At 71.3% G+C, this 23753-nt stretch carries 19 protein-coding genes; 4 read left to right on the top strand and 15 right to left on the bottom strand.

Translation table 11 applies throughout. The features are described 5' to 3' along the window. Positions 1–48: 48 nt before the first annotated feature. From AC3EO4_RS14920 to AC3EO4_RS14870, 11 genes are all read right to left on the bottom strand, one after another. A complete protein-coding gene (locus tag AC3EO4_RS14920) occupies positions 49–1971 on the bottom strand; it encodes a S9 family peptidase (RefSeq protein WP_431896064.1) in 1923 nt (640 codons plus the stop codon). A 168-nt stretch (positions 1972–2139) separates the two neighbouring features. Then, positions 2140–3543, bottom strand: coding sequence for a Si-specific NAD(P)(+) transhydrogenase (gene sthA, locus AC3EO4_RS14915; RefSeq protein WP_431896062.1), 1404 nt, complete (start codon positions 3541–3543; stop codon positions 2140–2142). Continuing rightward, the gene (locus AC3EO4_RS14910) at positions 3536–3802 is read right to left on the bottom strand and encodes a hypothetical protein (RefSeq protein WP_379573608.1); all 267 of its coding nucleotides are present in this window, start codon (positions 3800–3802) and stop codon (positions 3536–3538) included. The genes sthA and AC3EO4_RS14910 overlap by 8 nt, the downstream gene beginning before the upstream one ends. Before the next feature lie 15 nt (positions 3803–3817). Then, entirely contained in the window at positions 3818–4069 is a 252-nt protein-coding gene (locus tag AC3EO4_RS14905; protein ID WP_379573607.1) for a hypothetical protein, read from the bottom strand. 58 nt (positions 4070–4127) lie between these two features. Beyond that, positions 4128–5321 carry a S8 family peptidase gene (locus AC3EO4_RS14900; protein ID WP_431896060.1) on the bottom strand — a complete coding sequence of 398 codons (1194 nt, stop codon included), beginning with the start codon at positions 5319–5321 and terminating at the stop codon, positions 4128–4130. After that, complete coding sequence (locus tag AC3EO4_RS14895; protein WP_431896058.1) at positions 5318–6034, bottom strand: hypothetical protein; 717 nt, start codon at positions 6032–6034, stop codon at positions 5318–5320. The genes AC3EO4_RS14900 and AC3EO4_RS14895 overlap by 4 nt, the downstream gene beginning before the upstream one ends. A 498-nt stretch (positions 6035–6532) precedes the next feature. Next, a complete protein-coding gene (locus tag AC3EO4_RS14890; RefSeq protein ID WP_379573604.1) occupies positions 6533–7285 on the bottom strand; it encodes an SDR family NAD(P)-dependent oxidoreductase in 753 nt (250 codons plus the stop codon). A gap of 46 nt (positions 7286–7331) precedes the next feature. Further along, on the bottom strand, positions 7332–8435 hold the full coding sequence (locus AC3EO4_RS14885) for an MFS transporter (RefSeq protein ID WP_379573603.1): 1104 nt from the start codon (positions 8433–8435) through the stop codon (positions 7332–7334). Between the two features lie 63 nt (positions 8436–8498). Then, the gene (locus AC3EO4_RS14880) at positions 8499–10916 is read right to left on the bottom strand and encodes a WD40 repeat domain-containing protein (protein ID WP_431896056.1); all 2418 of its coding nucleotides are present in this window, start codon (positions 10914–10916) and stop codon (positions 8499–8501) included. After that, positions 10889–11842, bottom strand: a complete 954-nt coding sequence (locus AC3EO4_RS14875) for a serine/threonine-protein kinase (protein ID WP_431896054.1) — start codon at positions 11840–11842, stop codon at positions 10889–10891. Before AC3EO4_RS14875 ends, AC3EO4_RS14880 begins: the two co-directional genes overlap by 28 nt. Positions 11843–11858: 16 nt before the next feature. Then, entirely contained in the window at positions 11859–15311 is a 3453-nt protein-coding gene (locus tag AC3EO4_RS14870; RefSeq protein ID WP_379573601.1) for a WD40 repeat domain-containing serine/threonine protein kinase, read from the bottom strand. Positions 15312–15670: 359 nt separating this feature from the next. Between AC3EO4_RS14870 and AC3EO4_RS14865 the strand changes: the two genes are divergently transcribed. After that, positions 15671–15844: a hypothetical protein gene (locus AC3EO4_RS14865; protein ID WP_379573600.1), complete on the top strand. Its 174-nt coding sequence runs from the start codon at positions 15671–15673 to the stop codon at positions 15842–15844. Here the strand turns inward: AC3EO4_RS14865 and AC3EO4_RS14860 are convergent, their stop codons facing one another. Further along, positions 15845–16468 (bottom strand): pyridoxamine 5'-phosphate oxidase family protein, encoded by a 624-nt coding sequence (locus AC3EO4_RS14860; RefSeq protein ID WP_379573599.1) that lies wholly within the window; start codon positions 16466–16468, stop codon positions 15845–15847. It abuts the gene before it with no gap. A gap of 62 nt (positions 16469–16530) precedes the next feature. Further along, positions 16531–17160 (bottom strand): TetR family transcriptional regulator, encoded by a 630-nt coding sequence (locus AC3EO4_RS14855; RefSeq protein ID WP_431896052.1) that lies wholly within the window; start codon positions 17158–17160, stop codon positions 16531–16533. Between the two features lie 64 nt (positions 17161–17224). On the opposite strand from AC3EO4_RS14855, the gene AC3EO4_RS14850 reads away from it, so the two are divergent. After that, on the top strand, positions 17225–18652 hold the full coding sequence (locus tag AC3EO4_RS14850; RefSeq protein ID WP_431896051.1) for an MFS transporter: 1428 nt from the start codon (positions 17225–17227) through the stop codon (positions 18650–18652). Here AC3EO4_RS14850 and AC3EO4_RS14845 read toward each other — a convergent pair. After that, on the bottom strand, positions 18640–19245 hold the full coding sequence (locus tag AC3EO4_RS14845) for a GntR family transcriptional regulator (RefSeq protein ID WP_379573596.1): 606 nt from the start codon (positions 19243–19245) through the stop codon (positions 18640–18642). The two genes, AC3EO4_RS14850 and AC3EO4_RS14845, sit on opposite strands and share 13 nt — an antisense overlap. Positions 19246–19282: 37 nt before the next feature. Here AC3EO4_RS14845 and aceE point away from each other — a divergent pair, with 37 nt between their 5' ends. Next, complete coding sequence (aceE, locus tag AC3EO4_RS14840) at positions 19283–21718, top strand: pyruvate dehydrogenase (acetyl-transferring), homodimeric type (RefSeq protein ID WP_379573595.1); 2436 nt, start codon at positions 19283–19285, stop codon at positions 21716–21718. A 107-nt stretch (positions 21719–21825) separates the two neighbouring features. After that, the gene (locus tag AC3EO4_RS14835; protein ID WP_379573594.1) at positions 21826–22857 is read left to right on the top strand and encodes a PrsW family intramembrane metalloprotease; all 1032 of its coding nucleotides are present in this window, start codon (positions 21826–21828) and stop codon (positions 22855–22857) included. Here AC3EO4_RS14835 and AC3EO4_RS14830 read toward each other — a convergent pair whose 3' ends face one another. Continuing rightward, on the bottom strand, positions 22858–23706 hold the full coding sequence (locus AC3EO4_RS14830) for an alpha/beta fold hydrolase (RefSeq protein WP_379573593.1): 849 nt from the start codon (positions 23704–23706) through the stop codon (positions 22858–22860). It abuts the gene before it with no gap. Positions 23707–23753: the final 47 nt, after the last annotated feature.

Raw genomic sequence — 23753 nt, 5'->3', positions numbered from 1 at the left:
GGCGTCCGGACCTCCCCACTGGCGGCCGCTCGTCAGCCGCTCCGGTCGTCAGGCGTGATCCGATGCAGGGTCGGCGAGCCACCGATCGAACCACGCGCGGGTGCGCCGCAGAACGTCGAGTTGGTGATGACGTTCCTGGATCGCATGGCCTTCCCTCGGATAGACGACGAACTCGTGCGCGACCCCGTACCGCCGCAAGGCTCGATGGAAGTACGTGGCCTGGGCAACCGGCACATTCGTGTCGTCCTCACCATGCAGGATCAGAACCGGGGTGCGGATCTTCGAGGCGTACGAGACAGGGCTGAGCTCGTCGTGCCGGTGCGGGCCGGTGCCCTCCCAGCCGCAGCTACCACCGAGCCCCGCCTCCAAGGTCCCCAGTTCGCCGGTGGCGACGAGCATCCCCCAGTCGCTGATACCGGCGCCCATCACCGCGGCCTTGAACCTGCCGGTCTGCCCGACAGCCCACGCGGCCATGAACCCTCCATGACTCCATCCACCGATCCCGAGCCGATCCGGGTCCGCGACGCCGTCGGCGATCAGCAGGTCGATGCCACTGACGATGTCGGTCCATTCGTCCATCCCGACCGCTCCCGCGACGGCCGCCGCGAAGGCGTGCCCGTGGCCCTCACCGCCACGCGGATTAGGCAGGAAGACCGCGTATCCCGCGGTCGCGAACCACTGTCCCGACAGGCCCATGCCGAGCATGAACCGGTCGGCGAACCTGTCGTACGGACCGCCGTGCACCAGCGTGACGAGCGGAAACGGGCCGTCTTGACGCCCCCGGCCAGCCGGCAGGATCAGCAGCCCGTCGAGCTCAAGCCCGTCGGACGCGCTGTAGGACAGGCGTTCCTGAGTTCCCCACCTGAGCGCGCGCAGCTCCGGCCTGGTGTCGCTGATCCTGATGAGCCGACCGGCAGGCGGCCCGGCGTGAACGTTCATCGGCTCGTACGGCGTGCTCACCAGGGCTGCGACAAGTTCGCCCGAGTGACACGCGGTGAGTGCACCGGCCAAGCCGGTCACGGAGGACAGCCACTGGAACCGTCGCGTTTCCGGATCGAGCCGGTAGATCGCGGTGTCAAGCGCGTCGGCGAACAGCGCCAGCGGCGGCCCATCGGCGATCTGCGCCAAACCAGAAGGGCAGACGGACATTCCGCTGGTCAGGTTGCGATGCTCCCCTGCGGCACCGCTCTCGGGCACGATGAGATCGAAGACGGCGCGGCCGCCCACCGGGCCGGGCGGGGTCGTCGCCAGGTAGCACACGTGCCAGACGCCGCCGGGGTTCCACCAGGTCGGCGAGGACGCCTCCATCGCGGTCTGGCCGAGATCCTGTACGTCCCCCGTCTTCACCTCGACCACATGCAACTCGCCGGCAGGGCTGAACGGGTCGAACTCCGGAGTGGCTCGGCTGAGCACCGCGAGCCTGCCGTCCGGACACTGCGTCACGTCGACGACGTGCCTGTCACCGAGTCCGTCCACCACACGCCACACGCCGGTGTCCAGGTCAAGGAGCCGTAACCGCCCGTAGGGCGCCTGCTCTCCCCACACTTTCGCGTCGTGCTCATCCTCGCCGGTCGGCTCGTCAGCGGCCACCACCGCGACCACCCGGTCGTCAGCAAGCGGGAGGTAGTGGGAGATCCCGCTCTTCCCAGTGGTCAGCGCCTGCGCCTCACCGCCGTGAAGGGATATCCGATGCAGTTGAACGGTGCCCGGCTTCATCCGATCGGAGCCGAAGAACAGCGAGCCTGAATCCGACGCCCAGCGCGGCAGGGAGTCCTTGGCCGTACCAGCGGTCAGCTTCTTGGGCGATGAGCTCCCATCAGTCGCGGCGACCCAGATCGCACTGCTCGGGTGCCGCTCCTTCCGCCCGATCGTGGCGGCCGTGTAGGCGATCCAGCGGCCATCCGGGGAAATGACCGGATGGAGCGGCGCGACACCGTCCACGATCACCTGCGGTGAGACTTCGTCGATCAAGCTCGTCCTCCCGTAGCACGTGGAATGATCAGCCCAGTGGCGATCATGCCACTGGGCCGTGAGAATCGGTCGGCATTCCAGATCGCCGAGATCGCGTGCACTCGACGAGGCGAGCCGGGCCGACTTCCTCAAACCAAGCGATATGGCAACTGAGCAGCGATCAGAAGGTCACAGCTCGGCTGTCAGCCGAGCGATCACTCGCATCTTGTTCATCGCGTCCAGGGCGGCGACCTTGTACGACTCCGCGAGCGTCGGATAGTTGAACACGGCGTTGACCAGATAGTCGACCGTGCCGCCGCATCCCATGACGGTCTGCCCGATGTGAACCAGCTCGGTGGCTCCCGTGCCGAAGACGTGGACGCCGAGCAGCCGCCGGTCCTCGGAGGAGACGAGCAGCTTGAGCATCCCGTACGAGTCGCCGATGATCTGCCCCCTGGCGAGTTCCCGATACCGCGAGACACCCACCTCGAACGGGATCTTGTCACGGGTGAGCTCGTCTTCGGACTTCCCGACGAAGCTGATCTCGGGAATGGTGTAGATCCCGATCGGCGACAGCTCCTGCATCTCCGCCACCGGTTCGGCGCACGCGTGCTGGGCTGCCAGCCGTCCCTGCTCCATCGAGGTGGCCGCGAGCGCGGGGAAGCCGATCACGTCGCCGACCGCGTAGATGTGCGGGACGGACGTGGCGTAGTTCTCGTCCACCTGGATCCGGCCTCGGTCGTCAGCGGCGAGTCCGGCGTTCTCCAGGCACACCTCCGCCGTCTTGCCCTGCCGGCCCGCCGAGTACATGACACAGTCGGCGGGGATCTTCTTGCCGCTCTCCAAGACCGTCAAGGCCCCACGCGGCCGCCGCTCGACCGCGGCGACGTTCTCACCGAACCGGAACGTGACGGCCAGATCGCGCAGGTGGTACTTGAGCGCCTCCACGATCTCCAGATCGCAGAACTCCAGCATCCGCTCACGGCGCTCCACCACGGTGACCTTCGTGCCGAGCGCCGCGAACATCGAGGCGTACTCGATGCCGATGACCCCGGCTCCGACGACGACGAGGGTCTCGGGCACCCGATCGAGATGCAGGATCGCGTCCGAGTCGATGATCATCTTGTCGTCGAACTCCACGCTGGACGGGCGGGCCGGCGAAGTCCCCGTGGCGATCACGATCTTCTCGGCCGTGATCTTCCTCTCCTCGTCCCCGGTGACTCCGATGGTGTGAGCGTCCAGGAACCGCCCGGTGCCCTGCAGGACCGTCACGTGGTTGCGGCCCAGCTGGCTCCGGATCACCTGGATCTCCCGGCCGATCACGTGCTGCGTGCGCATCCCGAGATCCGCGACCGTGATCTCCTCCTTCACCCGGTAGCTCGCTCCGTACAGCTCTCGCTGGTTGAGACCGGTCAGGTAGAGGACGGCTTCCCGCAGGGTCTTCGACGGGATCGTCCCTGTGTTGATGCACACGCCTCCGAGCATGTGTTTCTTCTCGACCACCGCGACCCGTTTGCGGAGTTTCGCTGCGGCGATCGCCGCCTTCTGCCCGCCAGGCCCGGACCCGAGAACAAGGAGATCGAAGTCATACATCGGCGCAGACCTCCCGGCTGACGAGCCCGTTCGGGAAGTTGCCTGCGCCGCGATCGCACCACGCACGAACAGGGGAGAGAACGATGCCGACGACGTCGAGGGAGTCCGGCGCCCCGGGCAGGGTGAGGATGCCGTCGGAGTCGATGACGGTTTCCTCGTCGAACTCGACGGAGTCGGGACGCGCCCGCTTGGTGGCGGCTATGGCCGCCTTCTGCCCACCGGGGCCGGAGCCCACGACAAGTACATCAACGTCGGCCACAAGGTCAGTGTGCCCCTAAGAGGACGAACCCGCCATGACCCTGTCGACGATGGCCATCGCCCCCTCCTGGTGTGCGCAGTGGGCACAGCAGAACCAGCGGCGATCGGCCTCGACGCCGTGACCGATGATCCTCTGCCCGCAGTGCTCGCAGATGGGCGCCATCGCGTGGATGGCGCACTGGAAGGAGTCGAAGACGTGCACCGCGCCCTGGGCGCGCACCTCGAAACTCATGTCGTAGTCGTTGCCGCACACTTCACAGACAGCCATGGCCGGTCCTCCGCTCTCGGGGTCGCTTCCAGCGAGATACCCCGAGAGCGGACCTCATTCATCGTCTGCGCCCACTCTTGGCCGATGATCTACGTCGCAGCAGGAAGAAGGCCCCGACCAGGCAGAGCAGCCCGATGCCCGCCGCCCCGCCGCCGATGATGAGGTAGTCGGGATCGAGGGGCGCGTTCACCGTCGGCCGGTCGGTGGGGCCCTGGCCGAAGTACTTCTTCCCCTTGTACGGCACGGCCTTGGCGGCCTTCGCCGTACCGGCGGCCTGGACGGCGGCCGCGGCGTCGATCACGCCGAACCCGAGGTAGGTCGTATAGGCGACGGTGGGCCGTTTGGCGGTCCTGACCAGGATGTCGCGCACCTGACGCGGGGTGAGGTCGGGGTTGCGGGAGAGCATGAGCGCCACGGTCCCCGCCGCCAGCGCGCACGCGGGGGAGGTGCCGCTGCCGTTGTCGTGACCGCCCCTGTTGTTGGCCGCCCAGATGTCGATCCCCGGCGCGGCGATCGTCGTGTAGGTGTGGACCTGGGAGAAGTCCGCGCGCCTTCCGGTCGGGCCCGAGGCGGCCACGCCGATCACACCGGGGTAGGCCGCAGGGTAGGAGACCACGTTGTTGGCGTCGACGTCGTTCCTGTCGGTCGAGCCGCCGTTGCCGGAGCTGGCCAGCAGGACGACGCCCTTGCCGAGCGCGTAGTCGACGGCAGCGGCGGTGTCGTCCTCGTAGCCGCCCCACCCCCACTCGTCGCTGCCCAGCGACATGGAGATGACTCTGGCACCCTTGTCGACGGCGTAGTGGATGCCCTTGGCCAGCGCGTTGCCCGGTTTGCCGACCTTCTCGGCCGACTTGAAGTCGTTCTCCTTGATGAAGGCGTCGACCTTCTTGCGGGCGGGGTCGAGGTGGTCCCAGATGACCCGCACCGATAGGACGCGGGACTGCGGCGCGACCTTCAGCACGCTCGAGGTCATCGAGGTGCCGTGCTCTCCCCAGTAGGACTGTCCCGGCCGGGCGCCGCCGCCGATGTAGTCGGGGCCGCCGGTGACGCGGCCTCTGAACTCGGAGTGTCCCGCGACGACCCCGGTGTCGAGGACGGCGACGGTGACGCCCTTGCCCTGGGCGAGCCGATGCGCGGCCGGTACCCGCATGGCCGTCTGCTCCCAGCCCTGCGGTGCCTGCGCCGTGACCGCGGCGGGAACGGCGGGTCCCGCTAGCAGGGCGGCGACGGTGACGATCTGGAGCACGTTCATGCCCTGACCTTCCTTCCCTCGTCGGCCAGCCGTCTGGCCAGCGCCTCCGCCACGCCCTTCGCCGTGTCCGCCCAAGGCGAGCGGTCCTGCTTCTGCGGGAAGGCCCTGCTGCCCCACGGCTCGGGTAGCCGTCCGGCCCTGCGGCCGTCGGCGGGGCCCGCGCTCACCACCACGACGTAGGGCAGGTCGATGTCGATCGCTCCTCTTCCCGCGCTGCCCGCGCGCGCGGCGTCCTTCCACTGCAGGCCCTGCGCGGCCAGCGCGCGTACCGCGTGGTCGGACTTCTCCTGCTCCTCGTGGACGATCTGCTCCAGGTCACGAGTGTCGTCCTGGTCACGGAAGGCGAGGACGGCCGCGGTGGCCGCGGTGCCTCCCGTGCCGTCGAGGTAGGTGGCGCGCAGCGCGGCCACACAGCCGCGCTGCCTGGCCTCCTTGGCGATCGCGCCCGACAGCGCCGCCTCGCACGAGGTGTCCTGCGAGACGGCGACCCGCGTCCAGCCCCGGTCGCCGGAGATCTCGCCGTCGGGGTCGAGGCGGCCGATCGTGGCGGGGAACAGCGTCTCGACGGGGACGTTGATCCAGAGGTTGGCCAGGTACCGCTTGTTGGGGATCATCTGGCTGCTGTTGCCGTAGGCCTTGGCGATGACGCCGCCGCCGCCGAGGACGGCCAGCACGCCGAACCCGGCGAACAGCACCCCCAGGACGACGCGCACGGCACCGCGGGCCGGCGGGCCCTCGGCCCTGTGCCCGCCAGGCCCGCGCGGCGCCTGCTCCTGGGGCGCGCCGGCGGGAGGGTGACCGGGCTGCCCCGGCCGCGGCGGCCCCCATGGAGCCCCGGCGGGCGGATACCCGGGCGCTGGCGGATATCCGGGAGCCGGCGCATGGCCGGGCACAGGCGGATACCCGGGAGCCGGCGCATGGCCGGGCGCGGGCGGATACCCGGAAGCGGGCGGAGGCGCCTGTACGGGCGGATGTCCGGGGGCCTGCGCGGGCCCCTGGGCGGGCGGAGCACCCCACGGGGCCTCAGCCGGATACGGCGGCGCGGGCGGCCACTGGCCGGGCGGCTGGGGCTGCTGCGAGTGGGGTCCCGTCCAGGGGCCGGGCGCGCCCGGCTGACCGGTGGGCGGGGGATATGTCATCGTCACTCCTGTCGCACGGCCGTTGAGCGCGTCCGACCCTATCTGCCGCCGCCGACAGAACGATCAGTGGTCTCAGGCGGACGCCCCGCCGTCGACCACCAGGTCGGTGCCCACGGCGAAACCGGCCTCGGCCGAGGCCAGGTACAGCACCGCTCCCGCGATCTCCTCGAGCCTGCCCACCCTGCCGAGCGGCAGCGCCGACTTCATCCGCTCGTCCCTGTCCGCCTCGCTCTCGCCCGGCCGCAGCGACATCGTGGTCTCCGCGGGCCCGGGGCTGACGGCGTTGATGCGTACGCCCTCCCCGATGTACTCCAGCGCCGCCGCCTTGGTCAGCGCGCTCACCGCGGCCTTGGAGGTGATGTAGGCGGCCATGCCGCTGTAGCGCTTGTGCGCCCCGAGGTTGGACGCGGTGTTGACGATGACGCCGCCCCCGTTGCGGCGCATGTGCTCGATCTCGTATTTCATCGACAGCCACACGCCCGTGACGTTGACGTCCATGACCCGGGCCCACGCCTGCTCGTCCAGGTCGGTGACCGCCCCTCCGGCGAAGACGCCGGCGTTGTTGAAGGCGATGTCGAGCCTGCCGTACCGCGCGACGACCTCGGCCACCATCGCCTCCGCGTCGGCCGCGTTCGCCACGTCGGCCCGCACGTGGCCGGCCGTGCCGCCGGACTCAGTGATGAGTTCGACCGTCCGCTCCAGCGGCCCCGCACTCCTGCCCGCCACGACCACCGTGGCCCCCTCGTCGGCGAACGCCTGCGCGCTCGCCCTGCCGATGCCGGATCCGCCCCCGGTCACAAGCACGACCTTGCCGCTGAATCGCATGACCAATCCTCCGTCGCAATCTAGAACGAACGGTCTCGAATATGCCCTATCGAGAACGCTCGGTCAAATATCCGCCGAGGAGCGGTACGGCCAGCAGACCCAGCAGCGCCAGCGCCACCGGCAGCGAGAACGCCGCCGACAGCCCCGCGACCAGCAACGGGCTGACGACGAACCCCGCGTAGGAGATCGTGGACACCGCGGACACCAGCGTCCCGTCCTCGTCTCCCACCGCGGCCTTGCTGAGCATGGCGGGCACCAGCGGCCCGAGCGCCAACCCGGTCAGCCCGAACCCGACCAGCGACAGCCACGCCGCGGGCGCCAGCCCCGCCAGCGCGATCCCTCCCCCGCCGCCGAACCCCGCCAGCAGGTAGAGGGTGCGCAGGCCCACCCTCGGCATCGCCTGCGCGCCCAGGCGGCCCGCGGTGAGGGCGCCCATGTAGACGGCGGGAGCGGCGCTGGCCAGCAGGGTGGGCGCGGCCCTGTGGTCCTCGAGCAGCAGGACCGACCACTGCTCGACGGAGTTCTCGATCACGAGCGCGCCCGCGGCCAGCCCGCCCAGGACGGCGGCGTGCCGCCACGCTCCCTTCGGCCTGCTCTCGCCGACCGGCTGGACGCCCCGGCCCAGCGACAGGCCCAGCGCGAACACGGCGCAGGCCAGCACGAGCACCGCGATGACGGCCAGCACCTGCGCGGGGCCGTACCCGAGGGAGCGGGCGAGCCCCGTGGCCGGCGCGGCGACGATCACGGCGACGGGGAAGGCGGCGTGCACCGGCTGGAAGAGCCGGCGTCCCGACTCGCGCTCGGCCCTGCCGGTCGCGGTGTTGAGCGCGATGTCGAGAGCGCCGCTGGTGGCCCCGAGCCCCACGAGCGCCAGGCCAAGCGCCGCCGGGGTCGTGACGAACCCGATGCCCGCCACCGCGACGGCGAACAGCGCGGTGGAGGCGGCGAGCGCGGCGCGTTCCCTGCCTCTGACCAGCCTGCCGGTGAGCGCCATCGCCGGGATCGCCCCGACCGGCACGCCGGCCAGCGCCAGCCCGAGATCGGCGGTGGCGGCTCCGACCTGGGTCTGTACGGCGGGCAGCAGCGCCGACCACGCCCCCCAGAACACGCCCCACACCGCGCAGACGGCGACGAGCCTGGGCAGCGTCATGTGAACGAGAGGATCCGCGTCATGGCCGTAGCGTAGGGGGAGGCTTCGCCTGGCGCAGGTCGTTCACTTCGAGCAGACCTCCCTGTACGGCAGGCCCGGCACGTAGGCCGCCCACTCCTCCGCGCTCAGCGACCGCCCCGCCCTCGCGCACACCTTCGCCGCCACCGCGGCGGGATCCAGCGGATGCTCCACCAGCCTCCCGTCGACGATCGCCAGCAGCCGGTCTCCGGAGAACCGGACCTGACCGGCCTCGGCGTCCGCCATCGTGGCGACCGCGACACCCGAGGCGAGGTCGTACACCGTCACCCCGTCCGTGTCTCCGGCGGCGACGAACACGCCGTCGGCGGAGAACATCAGCTCCGGCCTGGACAAGGGCAGGTCACGCAGCGGGGCCGACGACGGCTCCGCCGTTCCCTGCCGCCAGTACGCCAGCCGTGCCGAGCCGTCGGGCCATCCATAGAAGTCGCCCGCTCCGGAAACGGTCAGGTCGCGCACGTTCGCGCCCAGCGGCTGGAAGGGGGTGGGGCTCCCCGTCGCCGCGTCGAAGAACCGCGTGTCGGCGCCGAGACGGCGGCCGTCGGGCGTGAAGACCACCCGCTCGACGGTCTCGACGGCTCTGCCCCACAGCCGCCTTCCCGTCGTGGGGTCGACCACGAGCACGTGTTTCTCGGTCGCGACGGCCAGGCGCGTGCCGTCGGGGCTGAAGGCGAGGAACCGGCCCGACTCCTCGCCGAGCGGGACCTCGGACAGCCGTCTGCCCGTGGCGACGTCGTGGACGACGACGGAGGAGTCGCGGATCATGGCGAGCGCCGAGCCGCCCCGGTTGAAGACGGTCTCGGAGGAGCCTTCGACGGGCATGGCCGTGCTCCTGCCGGTGACCAGGTCCCGCACCTTGGAGCCCGACAGCAGGTGCCGCCCGCCCGGGCTCAGCAGGTCGCCTCGCGGGCCCGCGGGCGGCTTGGCGCCGAAGTCCACGCTGACCACGGTGTCTCCCACCAGATATCGCAGCGTGCGCAGGTCGGGATCGAAGGCGAGCTCCGCGGCGCCGGGGGGGACGGGCTGCTCGAACACCGTCTCGCGGTCGTCCGCCCTCCACACCTGGAGCCGGCTCGCGCCCAGGGCGGCGACGAACCTGCCGTCCCTGCTCCATGAGAGGGTGCCACCGGCCCAGCCCATGAAATAGACGCTGTCCTCCTGCTTGCCCGTCCGGGTGTCGTACACCACCATGTCCTGGTCGCCCTCCCGTCCGGCGACCACCGTGGCGCCGTCGGGACTCAGCGCCATGTCGTAGCACGACCGGCAGGTCCGCCAGAGCGTCACGGCCTTGCCCCTGGGCAGCGGCTGCCTGAGCACCTTGTCCATGAACGTGTAGACGGCCGCCTTGCCGTCAGGCGTCACCGCGCGCAGGCCCCCGAGCGTCGGCGCGGTGCCCCTGGTGCCGGTGCGGGTGTTCCAGAACGTCAGGCCCTGCCCCATGGACATCACGACGACATCCTCCGACCGGCTGTAGGACAGGCCGAAGTCGGAGTCCCCCGCGCCGTCGAAGAGCTTGAGGCGCGGCTTGAGAGCGGCACCCGTGGCCGCGTTCCACAGCCGGACCCCTCCCTCCTCCGTCGCGATCGCGATCGTGCGGCCCGATGGGCTGACGGCCATGCTGAGGAACGTGCCGCTCTGGTGGCGGAAGGCCGCCGTCCTTCGCCCGGTACGCGTGTCCCACACCCTGACCTGGCCGTCGGACTCGCTGAACAGGCGGCGGCCGTCGGGGCTGAGAGCCCTGCCTGCGGTCGTCGCCGGGTCGCGGAAGGATCTGGTGGCCGCCGAGGTGAGGCCGTGGTCCATCGCGGCCCGCGCCTGCGGCGTGTCGGCGATGCGGTGCGCGGCGACGCCGAGCAGCATGCCCAGCACCGGATCCTTGCCGCGGACGGAGTCGGCCAGCGCCGCCAGCCGTCCCGACTCGGCCACGTCCCGTTGCGCGGCCAGTTCCCGGCTCTGCCGTAAGGCGAGGCCGCCCGCCGCCAGCGCCAGCACCAGGAGCACGGCCAGCGCGACGGAGATCGCCCTGACCCTGCGCCCCCTTCTCCTGGCCAGCGCCGCGCCCGCCTCGAGGAAGTCGCGCTCGGCGGGGGTGAGCGTGATGTTCCTGCGGCCGGCCGCTGCCCAGCGCTGGGCGTCGTCGAGGACGCTGCCCTGGAACAGGTCGGCCTCCCTTCGCCCGCCCGAGGCCCAGCTGCCGGCGGCGCTCGCGATGCGCCTGTGCACGGCCAGGCCGTCCCTGTCGGCCTGGATCCAGGCGCGCAGCCTCGGCCAGGCCAGCGGGAGGGCGGGGCGCAGCAGCCTGACGGGGTCGCCGCCGGACACCAGGTAGGCGAACCTGTCGAGGACGGGTTCGATGTCCGCGGGCAGCTCGGCGCGGGCGGCCTGCCGTACGGTGAGGTCGCCCTGGTCGGTGACGGTCACCAGGCGGAGGAACAGCTCGGGCACCAGCTCCCGCTCGGCGGGACCCAGCGCCGTGTAGGCGTCCTCGGCGAGCGTGCCGAGCGCGGGGTCGTGCGCAGGTCCCGCGGCTGGGCTCCCACGGCGGCGGCCGAGCCCGCCCCCTGGGCCAGCAGCCTGGCGGTGTCCAGGCCGTCGCCGCTGACCAGCGCGAGCAGCAGTTCCCTTGAGGTGGGCCGCTGCCGGGGGTCCTTGGCCAGCGCGGCCGCCACCAGCGCGTGCAGCGGGCCGGCCAGCGCCGACAGGTCGGGCTCGTGGGAGAGCACGCGATGCATGACCGCGCCGAGCGAGTCGGCGCTGAAGGGATCCTCGCCGGTCGCGGCGAACAGGACGGTCGCGCCCCACGCGAACACGTCGGCGGGCATGCCCACGCGCTCGCCGGAGAACGCCTCCGGCGCCATGTAGCCGGGTGTGCCGGCGAGCAACTGCGCCGAGGTGAGCGACATCTCCAGCGTGCGGGCCACCCCGAAGTCGATGACGCGTGGCCCGTCGGGGCCGAGCAGCACGTTGTCCGGCTTGAGGTCGCGGTGGACGACGCCTGCGTCGTGGATGGCGGTCAGCGCGGTGGCGATGGCGGTGGCGAGCCTGTGCAGTTCGTCGCCGCGGAACAGCCGCGCCGCCTGGCGCAGGCTGGGCCCCTCGACGTACTCGGAGACGATGTAGGGCCGCGGGCCCTCCAGGTCGGCGTCGAGCACCCTGGCGGTGCAGAAGGCGGGGACGCGCCGGGCCGCGACGGCCTCCTTGGCCAGGCGCGGCTGGGTCGAGGGGTCGCCGCGCAGCACCTTGATCGCGACACGCTCACCCTGGGCGTCGTAGCCCTCGTAGACGATTCCCTGGCCGCCCGCCCCCACCCTGCCCGCGAGCCAGTAGCCGCCCAGTCGCTGGAGGTCTCCGTCGATCAGTGCTTCGCCCATGGCGTGTTGGATGCGCTCAGGAGCCGCAAAGTTGGCGATAGGGAACTTGATCGAAGAATTCACTCCATTCCCGCTCGGTCAGCTCGCGTCCCGCCCGATCGCAGACGAGTCGCGCCATCTTCGAGGGGTCCACGACGAACTCGTGGATCAGGCCGTCGTGCTCGGCGACGTACAGGGCTCCGCCGTCGGGACTGAAGGCGAGGCCGCCCTCGCCGGGCACGCCGTCGGCGTACGCGCCGACCGGGCCGCCGAGCCGCCGGCGCGCCCGCACGTCCCAGAGCTGCAGCGTGCCCGGGTCGTCGCCCACGGTGGCCAGCAGGTCGCCCCCCGGAGAGAACGCCAGGTGCGCGACCCGCTCGTTCACGCCCCGGAGCAGGGGCGCGGACGTGGGCCCTCCGTCGAGCCCGCGCAGCGCGATCCTGCCCGCCCGGTCGCCGCTGACGGCCATCACCGACCGGTCGCTGACGGCCAGGGCGCCCGAGCCGAACCCGGCGCCGAGCGGCCTGCCTGTCGTCAGGTCGTAGAACCTGCCGTCGTTCGACGCCATGCGCTTGCCGTCAGGGGTGAGCACGCCGCCGGAACTGCGGGTCGTGGACGTGCCGAGCACGCGCCCCGTCCCCGCGTCGAGGCGGGTCAGCCTGAAGTCGGTCTGCGTCAGCGAGGTGGTGATGACCAGCGTGCGGCCGTCGCGGGTGAACTCGGCCTGGACCGGCGGCATACCGAAGGGCACGGGCGCCGACCAGCGCGGCCGGCGGGTCCTGAGGTCCCGCAGCGTCATCTCGCCGCTGTCGGGGATGGTGGCCAGCCGCTCGCCCCGCTGGTCGAAGACCGTCCGGCCGGAGCCGCGCATGGTCCAGATCCGCCGCCGGGCGGCCAGGTCCCACAGCGCCATCGTGTTCTCGTCCGGTCTGACCAGCGCCCACCTGCCGTCGGGGCTCAGCTCGGTGCCCCACTGCGCGCGGGTGGTGCGGAAGTCGGTGACGCGCGGTTTCAGGTCGAGGGTCACGACGGTGTCGTCGAGGAGGTAGCGCAGCGCGTGGCCGTCGAACCTGACGTCGGTCAGCTCGCCCTCCGCCTGGTAGGCGAGGACCTGCCGCTGGCCGGAGACCTGCCAGACGCGCAGCGACCTGTCGGCGAAGGCTGCCAGGTAGCGGCCGTCGCGGCTGAAGCGCAGGCCCTTGGCGGCCGCCTCGCACAGCTCGCAGGACGGCGCCGCGGGCCAGAACTGCTTGTCCCCGCCCGGCAGCGGCAGCGTCCTGCCCGTCGCGACATCGACGAGCTGGATCTCGCTTCCCGCGCAGGCCAGCGTCCTGCCGTCGGGGCTGAACGCCGCCGCGTACGGCTGGCCCTTGCACGCCGCGCTCAGCCTGTCGTCCTTGGTCCACGCGGGAAGGTGGCGGACGTAGAAGCGCGGGTCGCCGGGAACGACGAGCAGCCGTCCCGTCCTGTCGACGAGCGGGTACTGCGACGCGGCGTATCCCTCGTCGAGGACCCCGCCGAACGTGCGGCCCCGCTCGTGGTCCCACAGATGGATCAGCTCGTCGGTGAGGCTGACGGCCAGCGTGGACTCGCTGTCGCCGTACTCGGCGCCGCGCCCGCCCGATCCTTCGGGCATCGCCTTCTCCGCCACGAGCCTGCCCGTGGCGACGTCCCACACGGTGATCCTCTTGTCGGTCGTCACGGCGACGCGCCGCCCGCTGCCGTTGACCGAGACGTCGAACAGGTACTCGCTGTCGAGCCCCGGTACGGCCCAGCCTCGCGTCCTCCTGCCCGAGCGCACGTCGTAGACCGCCACGCCGCTCTCGCTCACGCTGACCAGGGAGCGCCCGTCGTGGGTGAGCGCGCGCAGCGCCACCCCGTCGACCGGCGGGTCGTGGAAGGCGGCCCGCTCGCTCTGCTGGTAGGAGGACACGAGCGCGGAGCGGGTGTCCGCGTCGGGCGAGATCCGCCAGGCGGCGACGGTCAGCAGCATCGCCTTGACGGGATCGCCCGCGCGAAGGGACGCGGCCTCGATCGCGACGTTGCGCGCCGTGGCGGCGTCTCTCTGGCCGTCGGCGCGCCTGGCCTGCCAGACGGCGAGCCCACCCGCCGCCAGCGCGACCACGAGCAGGACCGACAGCGCCCCCGTGGTCAGCCGGCGCCTGCGCGCGCGTCTCCTGGTCAGCTCGGTTCCCGCGCGCAGGTAGTCGCGTTCCGTCGGGGTGAGCGTGACGTGCCTGCGCGCCGTCGCGGCCCAGCTCAGCACGCTCTCCAGCCGGCTTTCCTGGAGCAGGTCACCGTCGCGGCGGCCGTGGTCGGCCCACTGCCTGGCGGCGCTGCTGAGCCGGGTGAGGACGGCGAGCCCCTCCCTGTCGGCGTCCACCCACATCCGCAACCTGGGCCAGGCGCGCAGCAGGGCGGGACGGGACAGCGCGACCATGCCGTCCTTCTCGGTGACGACGTAGGAGAAGACGCGCAGGATCCGCTCGACCGACTCGCGGCTACGGCCGTCGAGCAGCTCCGACCTCGGCGTCCACCTGCCCGCCTCCTGACCGTCCTCGTCCACGGCCACCAGCCTGAGGAACACCTCGGGGGCCAGCTCCCGCTCCTGCGCGTCGAGACCCTCGTAGGCGTCCTCGGCGATCGTGCCGAGCGCGGGATCGGCCGTGTCCCCCACGTTGATGCCCACGGCGGAGCGGCTGCCGGCGGCGAGCAGCCCCCTGGTGCCGGTGTCCGCGCCGCTGACCAGCGCGAGCAGCAGGTCCCTCGCGGCGGGCCTGGCGGCGGGGTTCTTGTCCATCGCGGCGGCCACCAGCGTGGCCAGGGGCTCGGGCAGCACGCTCAGGTCGGGCTGCGAGGACAGCACCCTGTGCATGACGCCGCCCAGGTGGTCGGCGCGGAAGGGGTCCTCGCCCGTCGCGGCGAACAGCACGACCGCGCCCCACGCGAACACGTCGACCGCGGGCGTGGCGCGCTGGCCCGTGAAGATCTCCGGCGCCATGTAGCTGGGCGTGCCCGCGACCTCGCCGCTCCTGGTCAGCGACATGTCCGCCGTCCTGGCGATGCCAAAGTCGATGACGCGCGGCCCGCCGGGGCTGAGCAGCACGTTGTCGGGCTTGAGGTCGCGGTGGATCACGCCGGCCTCGTGGATGGCGGTCAGCGCGGTGGCGACGGCGGTGGCGAGGCGGTGAAGGTCGTCGCCGGCGAAGAGCCTGCCCACCTTGCGCATGCTCGGGCCTTCGACGTACTCCGAGACGATGTGCGGCCTCGGCCCCTCGGTCTCGACGTGCAGGACGCGGGCGGTGCAGAACGAGGCGACCCGCTGGGCCGCGGTCGCCTCTTTGGCCAGCCGTGCGGCGTCGGCGGTGTGCAGCACCTTGACCGCCACCCTGCGGCCCTGGCTGTCGTAGGCCTCGTAGACGACCCCCTGCCCGCCCTCGCCGAGCCGTCCCGCCAGCCAGTAGTCCCCGATGCGCTCTGGATCTTCCACGGCGGGTTAGACGCCCTCCTGCGCCGCGAAGTTGGCGAAGGGGCGGCCGGAATACCGGTCAAAATGCGTTGAGCGCAGGTGAGCGGGCCGGTTAGGTTGACGCGAAGGCGGCCCGCAAGCGCACGCCAAGCGGCTGTCAAGCGGCTGGATCCATGGTTGAGGCAAGCGAAGGGGGCAGACCATGCGACGCATCAGGATCGTCAAGACACCGTCCAAGCGCCAGCCGACCCGGCCTCAGGACCTGGATCTGCGGTCGCCGTCCGGGCGGCGGCTTCCGTACTGACGCGATCTTTACATGGCACTTATGGGGCATTCTGTAAGTAATGTGATGTAACGAAAACATCACGCCGGGGGGCTCTGTGAGGACGAGGCTTGAGGTGGTGCCGCCGCGTGTGGCCCGGCACAAGGTCCGCGACATCAGGAAGGCCGGCCGCCGCAAGCCGGCCCAGACCGATCCGACCGTCGTCGATCTGAGCGCCTACAGCGGCCGCAACGTCATCCGGCTGCCGACGGGACCCTTGCCCGCCGCCTGACTAGGCCTTGTACAGCTTCTCCTTGTAGGAGTCCCCGTAGTAGCGCTCCAGCTCCTCGAGGGACTCCTCCACTTTCTGCAGGCTCTTGATGATCGTCGCGTGCGACGGCATCGCGTCCGGGTTCCATGTCTCCGGCTCCCACAGCTTCGAGCGCAGGAACGCCTTGGCGCAGTGGAAGAAGATCTGCTCGATCTCCACGACCAGTGCCAGCCTGGGGCGATGGCCCTTGACGATCATCTCGTCGAAGAACGGGGCCTCCTTGACGAGCCTGGCCCTGCCGTTGATGCGGAGGGTCTCGCCGCGGCCCGGGATCGTGAAGAGCAGGCCGACGTGCGGGTTGACCAGGACGTTGTGGAAGCCGTCCGCCCTGCGGTTGCCCGGGCGGTCGGGGATCGCGATCGTCGTGTCGTCGATGACGTACGTGAAGCCGGCGGGGTCGCCCTTGGGCGAGACGTCGCAGGTGCCGTCGGCGCCCGCGGTGGCGATCAGGCAGAACGGCGAGTTGGCCAGCCACTCCTTGTCACGCTCGTGAAGCGAGACCCGTTCCTTGGTCACGGCCCTGGGCATCACCTCCCCCAGCAGGTCGCGCAGCTCTTCCTCGGATGTGATCTCGTCCCAGCCCATGGGATCCCCTCTGTCGGACTCGCCTGCGGGGCCCATCTTCGACCATGACCGCGGGCCGGCCGCTACCGGGGCAGGTTCACGCCGGTCAGCGCGATGCTCTCGGGGATCGCGGCGAAAGCCGCGTCGAGGCGTTCCTGCAGGCCCGCGAGCCCTCCCGGCCCGCCGTCGGCCGTCCAGCCGATCGCCGCGTGGCGCCAGGCGGCGATCGCCACCTCGATCACCAGCTTCAGCCGGACGTCGCCGGCGTCGAACCCCGTCCTGGCGCCCATCCTGGCGAAGGCCGCCTGGGTGGTCTGGTCGCAGTAGCGCAGGCTGTGCGCCTCGACCGCGGGGGTTACGGCGCACAGGGCCCTGGTCGCGAGGAACCTCTCGCCCCATCCCTCCTCCATCCGCGCGAGGCTCACCCGCAGCGCCGACCTGAACGCGTCGAGCACCAGCCCTGACACCTCCATCGCGTCGACCTCGGCCAGGAACGTCGACCACAGCTCGGTGTCGGCGGCCAGCGCCACGTCCTCCTTGCTGGGGAAGTTGCGGAAGAAGGTGCGCTTGGAGACCTCCACCGCGTCGACGAGCTCGTCGAGCGTCGTGTGGTCGAAGCCCTTATCGGTGAACAGCCGCAGCGCCGTCTCCGTCAGGGCCTGTCTTGTGCGCGCCTTCTTGCGCTCCCTGAGCGGCAGCTCACGCAGATCCATGCGCTCAGCCTACTCCAGAAGTGCCGATTGACAGCTAACGCCACTAAGTGGCATTTTCTGCTGAGTGGCAATCCGAACGCGAACTCCGAACCCCGCCCTGACCATGACCGTGGTCCTGCTGGGCTTCCTCGTCGTCCCCATGTCCATCTCCGGCGCCGCCGTCGCGCTGCCGGGCATCGGCGCCGACCTGCACTCCGCGGGCGCCCCCCTGCAGTGGGTGATGAACGCCTACAACCTCACCTTCGCCTCCTTCACCCTGGTCGCGGGGTCGCTGGCCGACCTGTTCGGCCGGCGCGCGGTGTTCGCGGCCGGTGCCGCGGTCTTCGCGGCGGGCTCGGTGGTGGCCGCCCTCTCGGACGGCATCTGGCTGCTGGACGCGGCCAGGGCCCTGTCAGGCGTGGGCGCGGCGGGCGTGATGGCCTCGGGCGCGGCGATCCTGGCCACCACGTTCGACGGTCCGGCGAGGACGAGGGCGTTCGCGCTGCTCGGCACCGTCGCCGGGATCGGGCTCGCGCTCGGCCCGACGATCTCGGGCTGGCTGGCGGGCGGGTACGGCTGGCGGGCGATCTTTCTGTCCAACGCGCTGATCCTGGCGCTCTCCCTGCTCGGCGTCCCGTTCGTCACCGAGTCACGCGCCGGACGGCGGCCGCGGGTCGACGTGAAGGGGGCGGTGACGTTCGTCGCGGGGCTCGCCCTGCTGACGATCGCGGTGGTCCAGGGGCCGCAGGCGGGCTGGGGCGGCCCCGGCGTGCTGGTGCCGCTGGCCGCGGCGGCGGCGCTGCTCGTCGCGTTCGCGAGGATCGAACGGCGCAGCCCGCACCCCGTGCTCGACCTCACGCTGGTGTGCAACAGGCGCTTTCTCGCGCTGAGCCTCGTGCCCGTCGCGACCAGCTTCGGCATGGTGACGCTGCTGACCTACCTGCCCACCTACTTCGCCGGCGTCCACGGTGCCTCGCCGCAGCAGGCGGGCCTGTGGATGCTGGTGATGACCGCGCCCGTGCTGATCGCCCCGCCCGCCGGCGGCTGGCTGCTGAACCGCGGCGTGCCGGCCAGGACGCTGGTGACCGTGGCGGTGCTGCTGTTCGGGCTGGGCAACGCGTGGCTCGCGGTGACGGACACGGCGCTGCCCGCCGGGCCGATGCTGCTGGTCGGGGTGGGCGCCGGTCTCGGCTTCGGCGTCGGCGACGGGCTGGCGATGAGCATGGTGGAACCCGAGAGGGCGGGGATGGCCGCGGGCTTCGTCAACACGCTGCGCATCGGCAGCGAGGCGATCGTCATCGCGGTGTACGGCTCGGCGCTGGTCAGCCTCCTGCAGGCCAGAGTGGGCGACGCGGAGCTGGCCGGCCGGATCGCGGCGGGCGCGGCGAGCCACGGCCATCAGTTCACCGGTGCCTTCCACCTCGTCCTGTGGGCGGTCGCGGTGATCACGCTCGCGATGGCGGCCGGCATCCACGCGCTGCTGCGGCCCTCGACACCCGGTCAGTCCGCGTAGCCGAGGACGTGCTCGCGGACCAGGCGGCCGACCTCGGGATCCCCCCTTCTGAAAGCCTCCACGATCGGCTCGTGGTCCGCGGCGTTCTCGTGCAGCTCGGCGCGGAACAGGCGGATCGACACGTGGGTCCATACCTCGATGCCCAGCGACTCCCACACCGACAGCAGGAGCTGGTTGCCGGAGGCGGCGACGATCTCACGGTGGAAGGCGACGCCGTGCCGTACCTGGTCGTCGAGGGAGCCCGCCGCGGCGGCGGCGTGCAGGAGCGCGGTGTGACGTTCCAGCGCCTCCACGTCGGGCGCGCCGAGACGGGCCGCGGTCTCCTCCAGGCCGGCCCGCACGTGGTAGACCTCGCGCAGGTCGGCGCGGCTGAACGCGCGGACCCTCGCACCCCTGTTCGGCGAGGACTCCACCAGCCGGAGCGCCTCCAGCTCGCGCAGCGCCTCTCGCACGGGAGCCTGACTCACCGCGAGCTCGGCCGCGATGCGCCGCTCGACCAGCCTGTCGCCAGGCGCCCAACGACCGCTGACCAGCCCTTCGAGCACCAACTGACGGATCTGGTCGCGCAGCGGCGACCTGACTACGGGCCTCATACGCCCAATGATCGATCATAGGGTGTTTAATGGCAATATGCAGATGGATCTGGACCCCCAGGAGACCGCGGAGTGGCTGGAGTCGCTCGAGGCGGTCGTCAGGGCCAAGGGGCAGGAGCGCGCGGACTACCTCGTCAGGCGGCTGTCCACGAGCTCCCGATACGTCAACACCGTGCCCACGGCCGAGGAGCCGCCCTACCCGGGCGACCTGGAGCTGGAGGAGCGCATCGCCGCCTACGACCGGTGGAACGCGGCCGCCATGGTCACCCGCGGCAGCAAGCTGGGCCTGGGCGGCCACATGGCGACCTACGCCTCGGCCGCCTGGCTGTACGAGGTCGGGTTCAACCACTTCTTCCACGGCGAGGACGACCAGGTCTACTTCCAGGGGCACGCCTCGCCTGGCGTGTACGCGCGCGCCTTCCTCGAAGGAAGGCTGAGCGAGGAGCGCCTCGACCGCTTCCGCCGGGAGACCCTCGGCGGGCTGTCGTCCTACCCGCATCCTCGCGCGATGCCCGACTTCTGGCAGTTCCCCACGGTGTCGATGGGCCTCGGCCCGCTGAACGCCGTCTATCAGGCCAGGTTCAACCGCTACCTGCACAACCGCGGCATCAAGGACACCTCCTCCGGCCACGTGTGGGCCTTCCTCGGCGACGGCGAGATGGACGAGCCCGAGGCGACGGCCGCCCTCACGCTGGCCGCGCGGGAGGGGCTCGACAACCTGACCTTCGTGATCAACTGCAACCTCCAGCGGCTGGACGGCCCGGTGCGCGGCAACACCCGCATCGTGCAGGAGCTGGAGAGCGTCTTCAGCGGCGCGGGCTGGAACGTCGTCAAGGCGCTGTGGGGCGCCGAATGGGATCCGCTGCTGGAGTCCGACGAGCTCGTGGCCAGGCTGGGCGCGGTCCCCGACGGGCAGTTCCAGACGTTCGCCGCCTCGGACGGCGCCTACATCAGGCGACACCTGTTCGAGGGCATCGAGACGAGCCTCACCGACGAGGAGCTGCGCCGCGTCGTCGGCGGTTCGCGGGCGGGGCACGAGCCGCGCAAGGTGTACGCCGCCTACCGCAGGGCGCTCGACACCAAGGGCGTGCCCACGGTGATCCTCGTGCAGACGGTGAAGGGCTGGACGCTGGGAGCGGGCGTCGAGGCGCGCAACGCCAACCACCAGATGAAGAAGCTGACCCAGGAGGAGTTCAGGGTGATGGGCGAGCGCCTCGGGCTGCCCGTTCCCTCCTTGGACGGCGAGCTTCCTCCCTACCTGCACCCGGGGCCCGACTCGCCCGAGGTCCGCTACCTCGCCGCGCGGCGGGCCGCGCTGGGCGGGCCGATACCGCGACGCACCGTACGGCCGAGCCGCCTGGAGGTGCCGTCCGCGCCGTTCGCCGCGCTCGCGAAAGGCTCCAAACAGCCTGTCGCCACCACGATGGCCTTCGTCAGGCTGGTCAAGGACCTCATGAAGGATCCGGCGACCGGCGGCCGCTGGGTGCCGATCGTGCCCGACGAGGCCAGGACCTTCGGCATGGAGTCGCTGTTCCCCACCGCGAAGATCTACTCGCCGCTCGGCCAGCGCTACGAGGCCGTCGACAGGGACCTGCTGCTCGCCTACAAGGAGGCCACCGACGGGCAGATCCTCATCGAGGGGATCACCGAGGCCGGCTCGATGTCCTCCTTCACCGCGGCGGCGACCAGCTACGCCACGCACGGCGAGCCCATGATCCCCTTCTACATCTTCTACTCGATGTTCGGCTGGCAGCGCACCGGCGACCAGATGTGGGCGCTGGCCGACCAGCTCGGCCGCGGGTTCCTCATCGGCGCGACCGCGGGCCGCACCACCATGACAGGTGAGGGGCTGCAGCACGCCGACGGCCACTCCCAGCTGCTCGCCTCGGCCAACCCCGCGTGCCTCAGCTACGACCCGGCCTTCGCCTACGAGGTCGGCGTCATCGTGCGCGAAGGCCTGCGGAGGATGTACGGCGAGGCGGGCGAGGACGTCTTCTACTACCTCACCGTCTACAACGAGCCGCTGCCCCAGCCCGCCATGCCGGAAGGCGTCGAGGAGGGGATCGTCAGAGGCCTGTACCGCTTCTCCGAGGGCGGAGGGGAGGCGCACATCCTGGCCAGCGGCACCGCGATCCACTGGGCGCTGGAGGCCCAGCGCCTGCTGGCCGAGGAGCACGGCGTCGGGGTCGACGTCTGGTCGGTCACCTCGTGGAGCGAGCTGCGCCGCGACGCGATGTCGACGGGCGGCGTGCCGTACGTGAAACAGGCCCTCGAGGGCACGCATGGACCGATCGTGGCGGTGAGCGACTGGATGAGGGCCGTGCCCGACCAGATCAGCCCGTGGATCGAGCGGCCGTGGACCTCGCTGGGCACCGACGGGTTCGGCCTGTCGGACACCCGCGAGGCCGTCCGCGAGCACTTCGGCGTCGACCCCCGCTCGATCGTCGAGGCCGTGCTCAAGGCCGGTAAGTAGGAGTCAACTGTCCATCTATCGGAGGAGAGCACTGTGAGAGCGTGACCTCTGTGACTCGCCCTGCGGTGCTCTATCCGCGACCAAGCAAATCGCTCATCATCGGCCTCGTGATCTCCGGCATCTGCGCTCTGCTGGTGCTGGCCTCGATGCTGCTGTCCAACGAACCCTCCGGCTTCGGCCTGGCGGCGCTCATGGCCGTGGCGCCCCTGCCCATCCTGCTCGCCGCCGTGCTGGCGCTCGACAGGCTGGAGCCGGAACCCAGGCTCAACCTCGCCTTCGCCTTCGTCTGGGGCGCGGGCGTGGCCGTCGTGCTGGCCGTCGTGCTGAGCATGGCCGGTGAGGCCCTGGTCCGCAGCGCGGGGTACGGCCAGACGGTGGCCGGCAACATCGGCGTCGTCGTCCTGGCCCCCGTCACCGAGGAGGCACTGAAGGGGGCGGCGCTTCTGTTGCTCCTGCGCAGGCGCAAGGAGATCGACGGCCTGACCGACGGCATCATCTACGCCGCCATGGCGGGCCTCGGCTTCGCGCTCGTGGAGAACGTCGGCTACTACCTCGTCGCCTTCGTCGAGGGCGGGGCGGGCGACGCCGTCGGCGTGTTCGTGATGCGCGGCGTCATCTCGCCGCTCGGCCACCCCGTCTACACCTCGATGATCGGGCTCGGCGTGGCCTACGCCGCCACCAGGCGCCACCCCGTCAGGTGGCTGGCGATCCCGCTCGGCTATCTGGGCGCGGTCCTGCTGCACGGCGCGTGGAACGGCGCGGCGACGCTGGGAAGCCTTCCCGCGCTGGGCGGCGCCTACCTGCTCGAGCTCGCCGTGATCATCGTGCTCGTGGTGGTGACCGTGAGGGAGCGCCAGAGGGTGCTCGGCAAGATCGGTGGGGTCCTGCCCGCATACCTGCCCACCGGCGTCGTCACGCCGCAGGACGTCGGCATGCTGAGCTCGCTCAAGGCGCGCAGGCACGCCCGCAGGTGGGCCAGGAAGGCGGGATTGTCGAAGGCCATGTCCGACTACCAGCACGCGGCCACGGAGCTGGCCATGCTCCACATGCGCGCCGAGCGCGAGGGCATGGCGCCCGCCGAGTTCACCGGGCAGCGCGAGGCGCTGCTGCACGTCATGGGCGCGGCCCGGCGCTGGTGACTACACCTTCAGGAAGTCGCGCAGGTGGGACAGCACGACGTCAGGGCGTTCCTCCGCCAGGAAGTGGCCGCAGTCGGAGATCTCCGCGCCCCGCACGTCCCTGGCGTAGTCACGCCACACCTCCTCGACGCCGACGCGGGCGGGCAGGCCCGCCGAGCCCCACAGGGCGAGCACCGGCATCTCCAGCCGCCTGCCCGCGTCGTAGTCGGCGTCGTCATGGGCCGCGTCGTCGGGGAACGAGGCCCGGTAGTCGTCGAACCCGGCCCTGAGAGCCCCCGGCTGTGAGAAGGCCCGGTAGTACTCCTCCACGTCGAGAGCGGCCCGCTGGACGGTCCACTTCTCGAAGAAGTAGCCCAGGTAACCGCGCACGTCGGCGCCCGCGAGCCGCTCGGGCAGGTCGGGCTGCAGGTGGAAGGTCCAGTGCCAGGTGCCGAGCGCGACGCCCGAGATCATGTCGAAGCGCCGCCACATCTCCCTGGTGGGGATGATGTCCATGACGACCAGGCGCTCCACCTCGTCGGGGTGGTCGAGGGCGTAACGGTGGGCGACGCGCCCTCCCCTGTCGTGGCCGACCAGTGCGACCCGCTCATGGCCGAGCTGTCGTGCCAGCTCGCGCACGTCGGCGGCCATCGTGCGCTTGTCGAACCCGGTGCGCGGCTTGTCGGTCAGCCCGTATCCGCGCAGGTCGGGTGCCACGACCGTGAAGTGTTCCGCCAGCGGGGAGATGAGGTGGCGCCAGCAGTGGCTGGTCTGGGGCCAGCCGTGCAGCAGCATCAGCAGCGGCCCCTCGCCCTCGATCAGGTAGTGCATGCGCAGGTCGCCGACCTGGGCCATCCGTGATTCCACCATCGTGTAACTCCATCGTGTGGTTACAGGCTTAACCCCATCATATGGTT

This window comes from Nonomuraea sp. bgisy101, from assembly GCF_057708945.1.
This window is presented reverse-complemented; position numbering and strand designations above follow the sequence as displayed.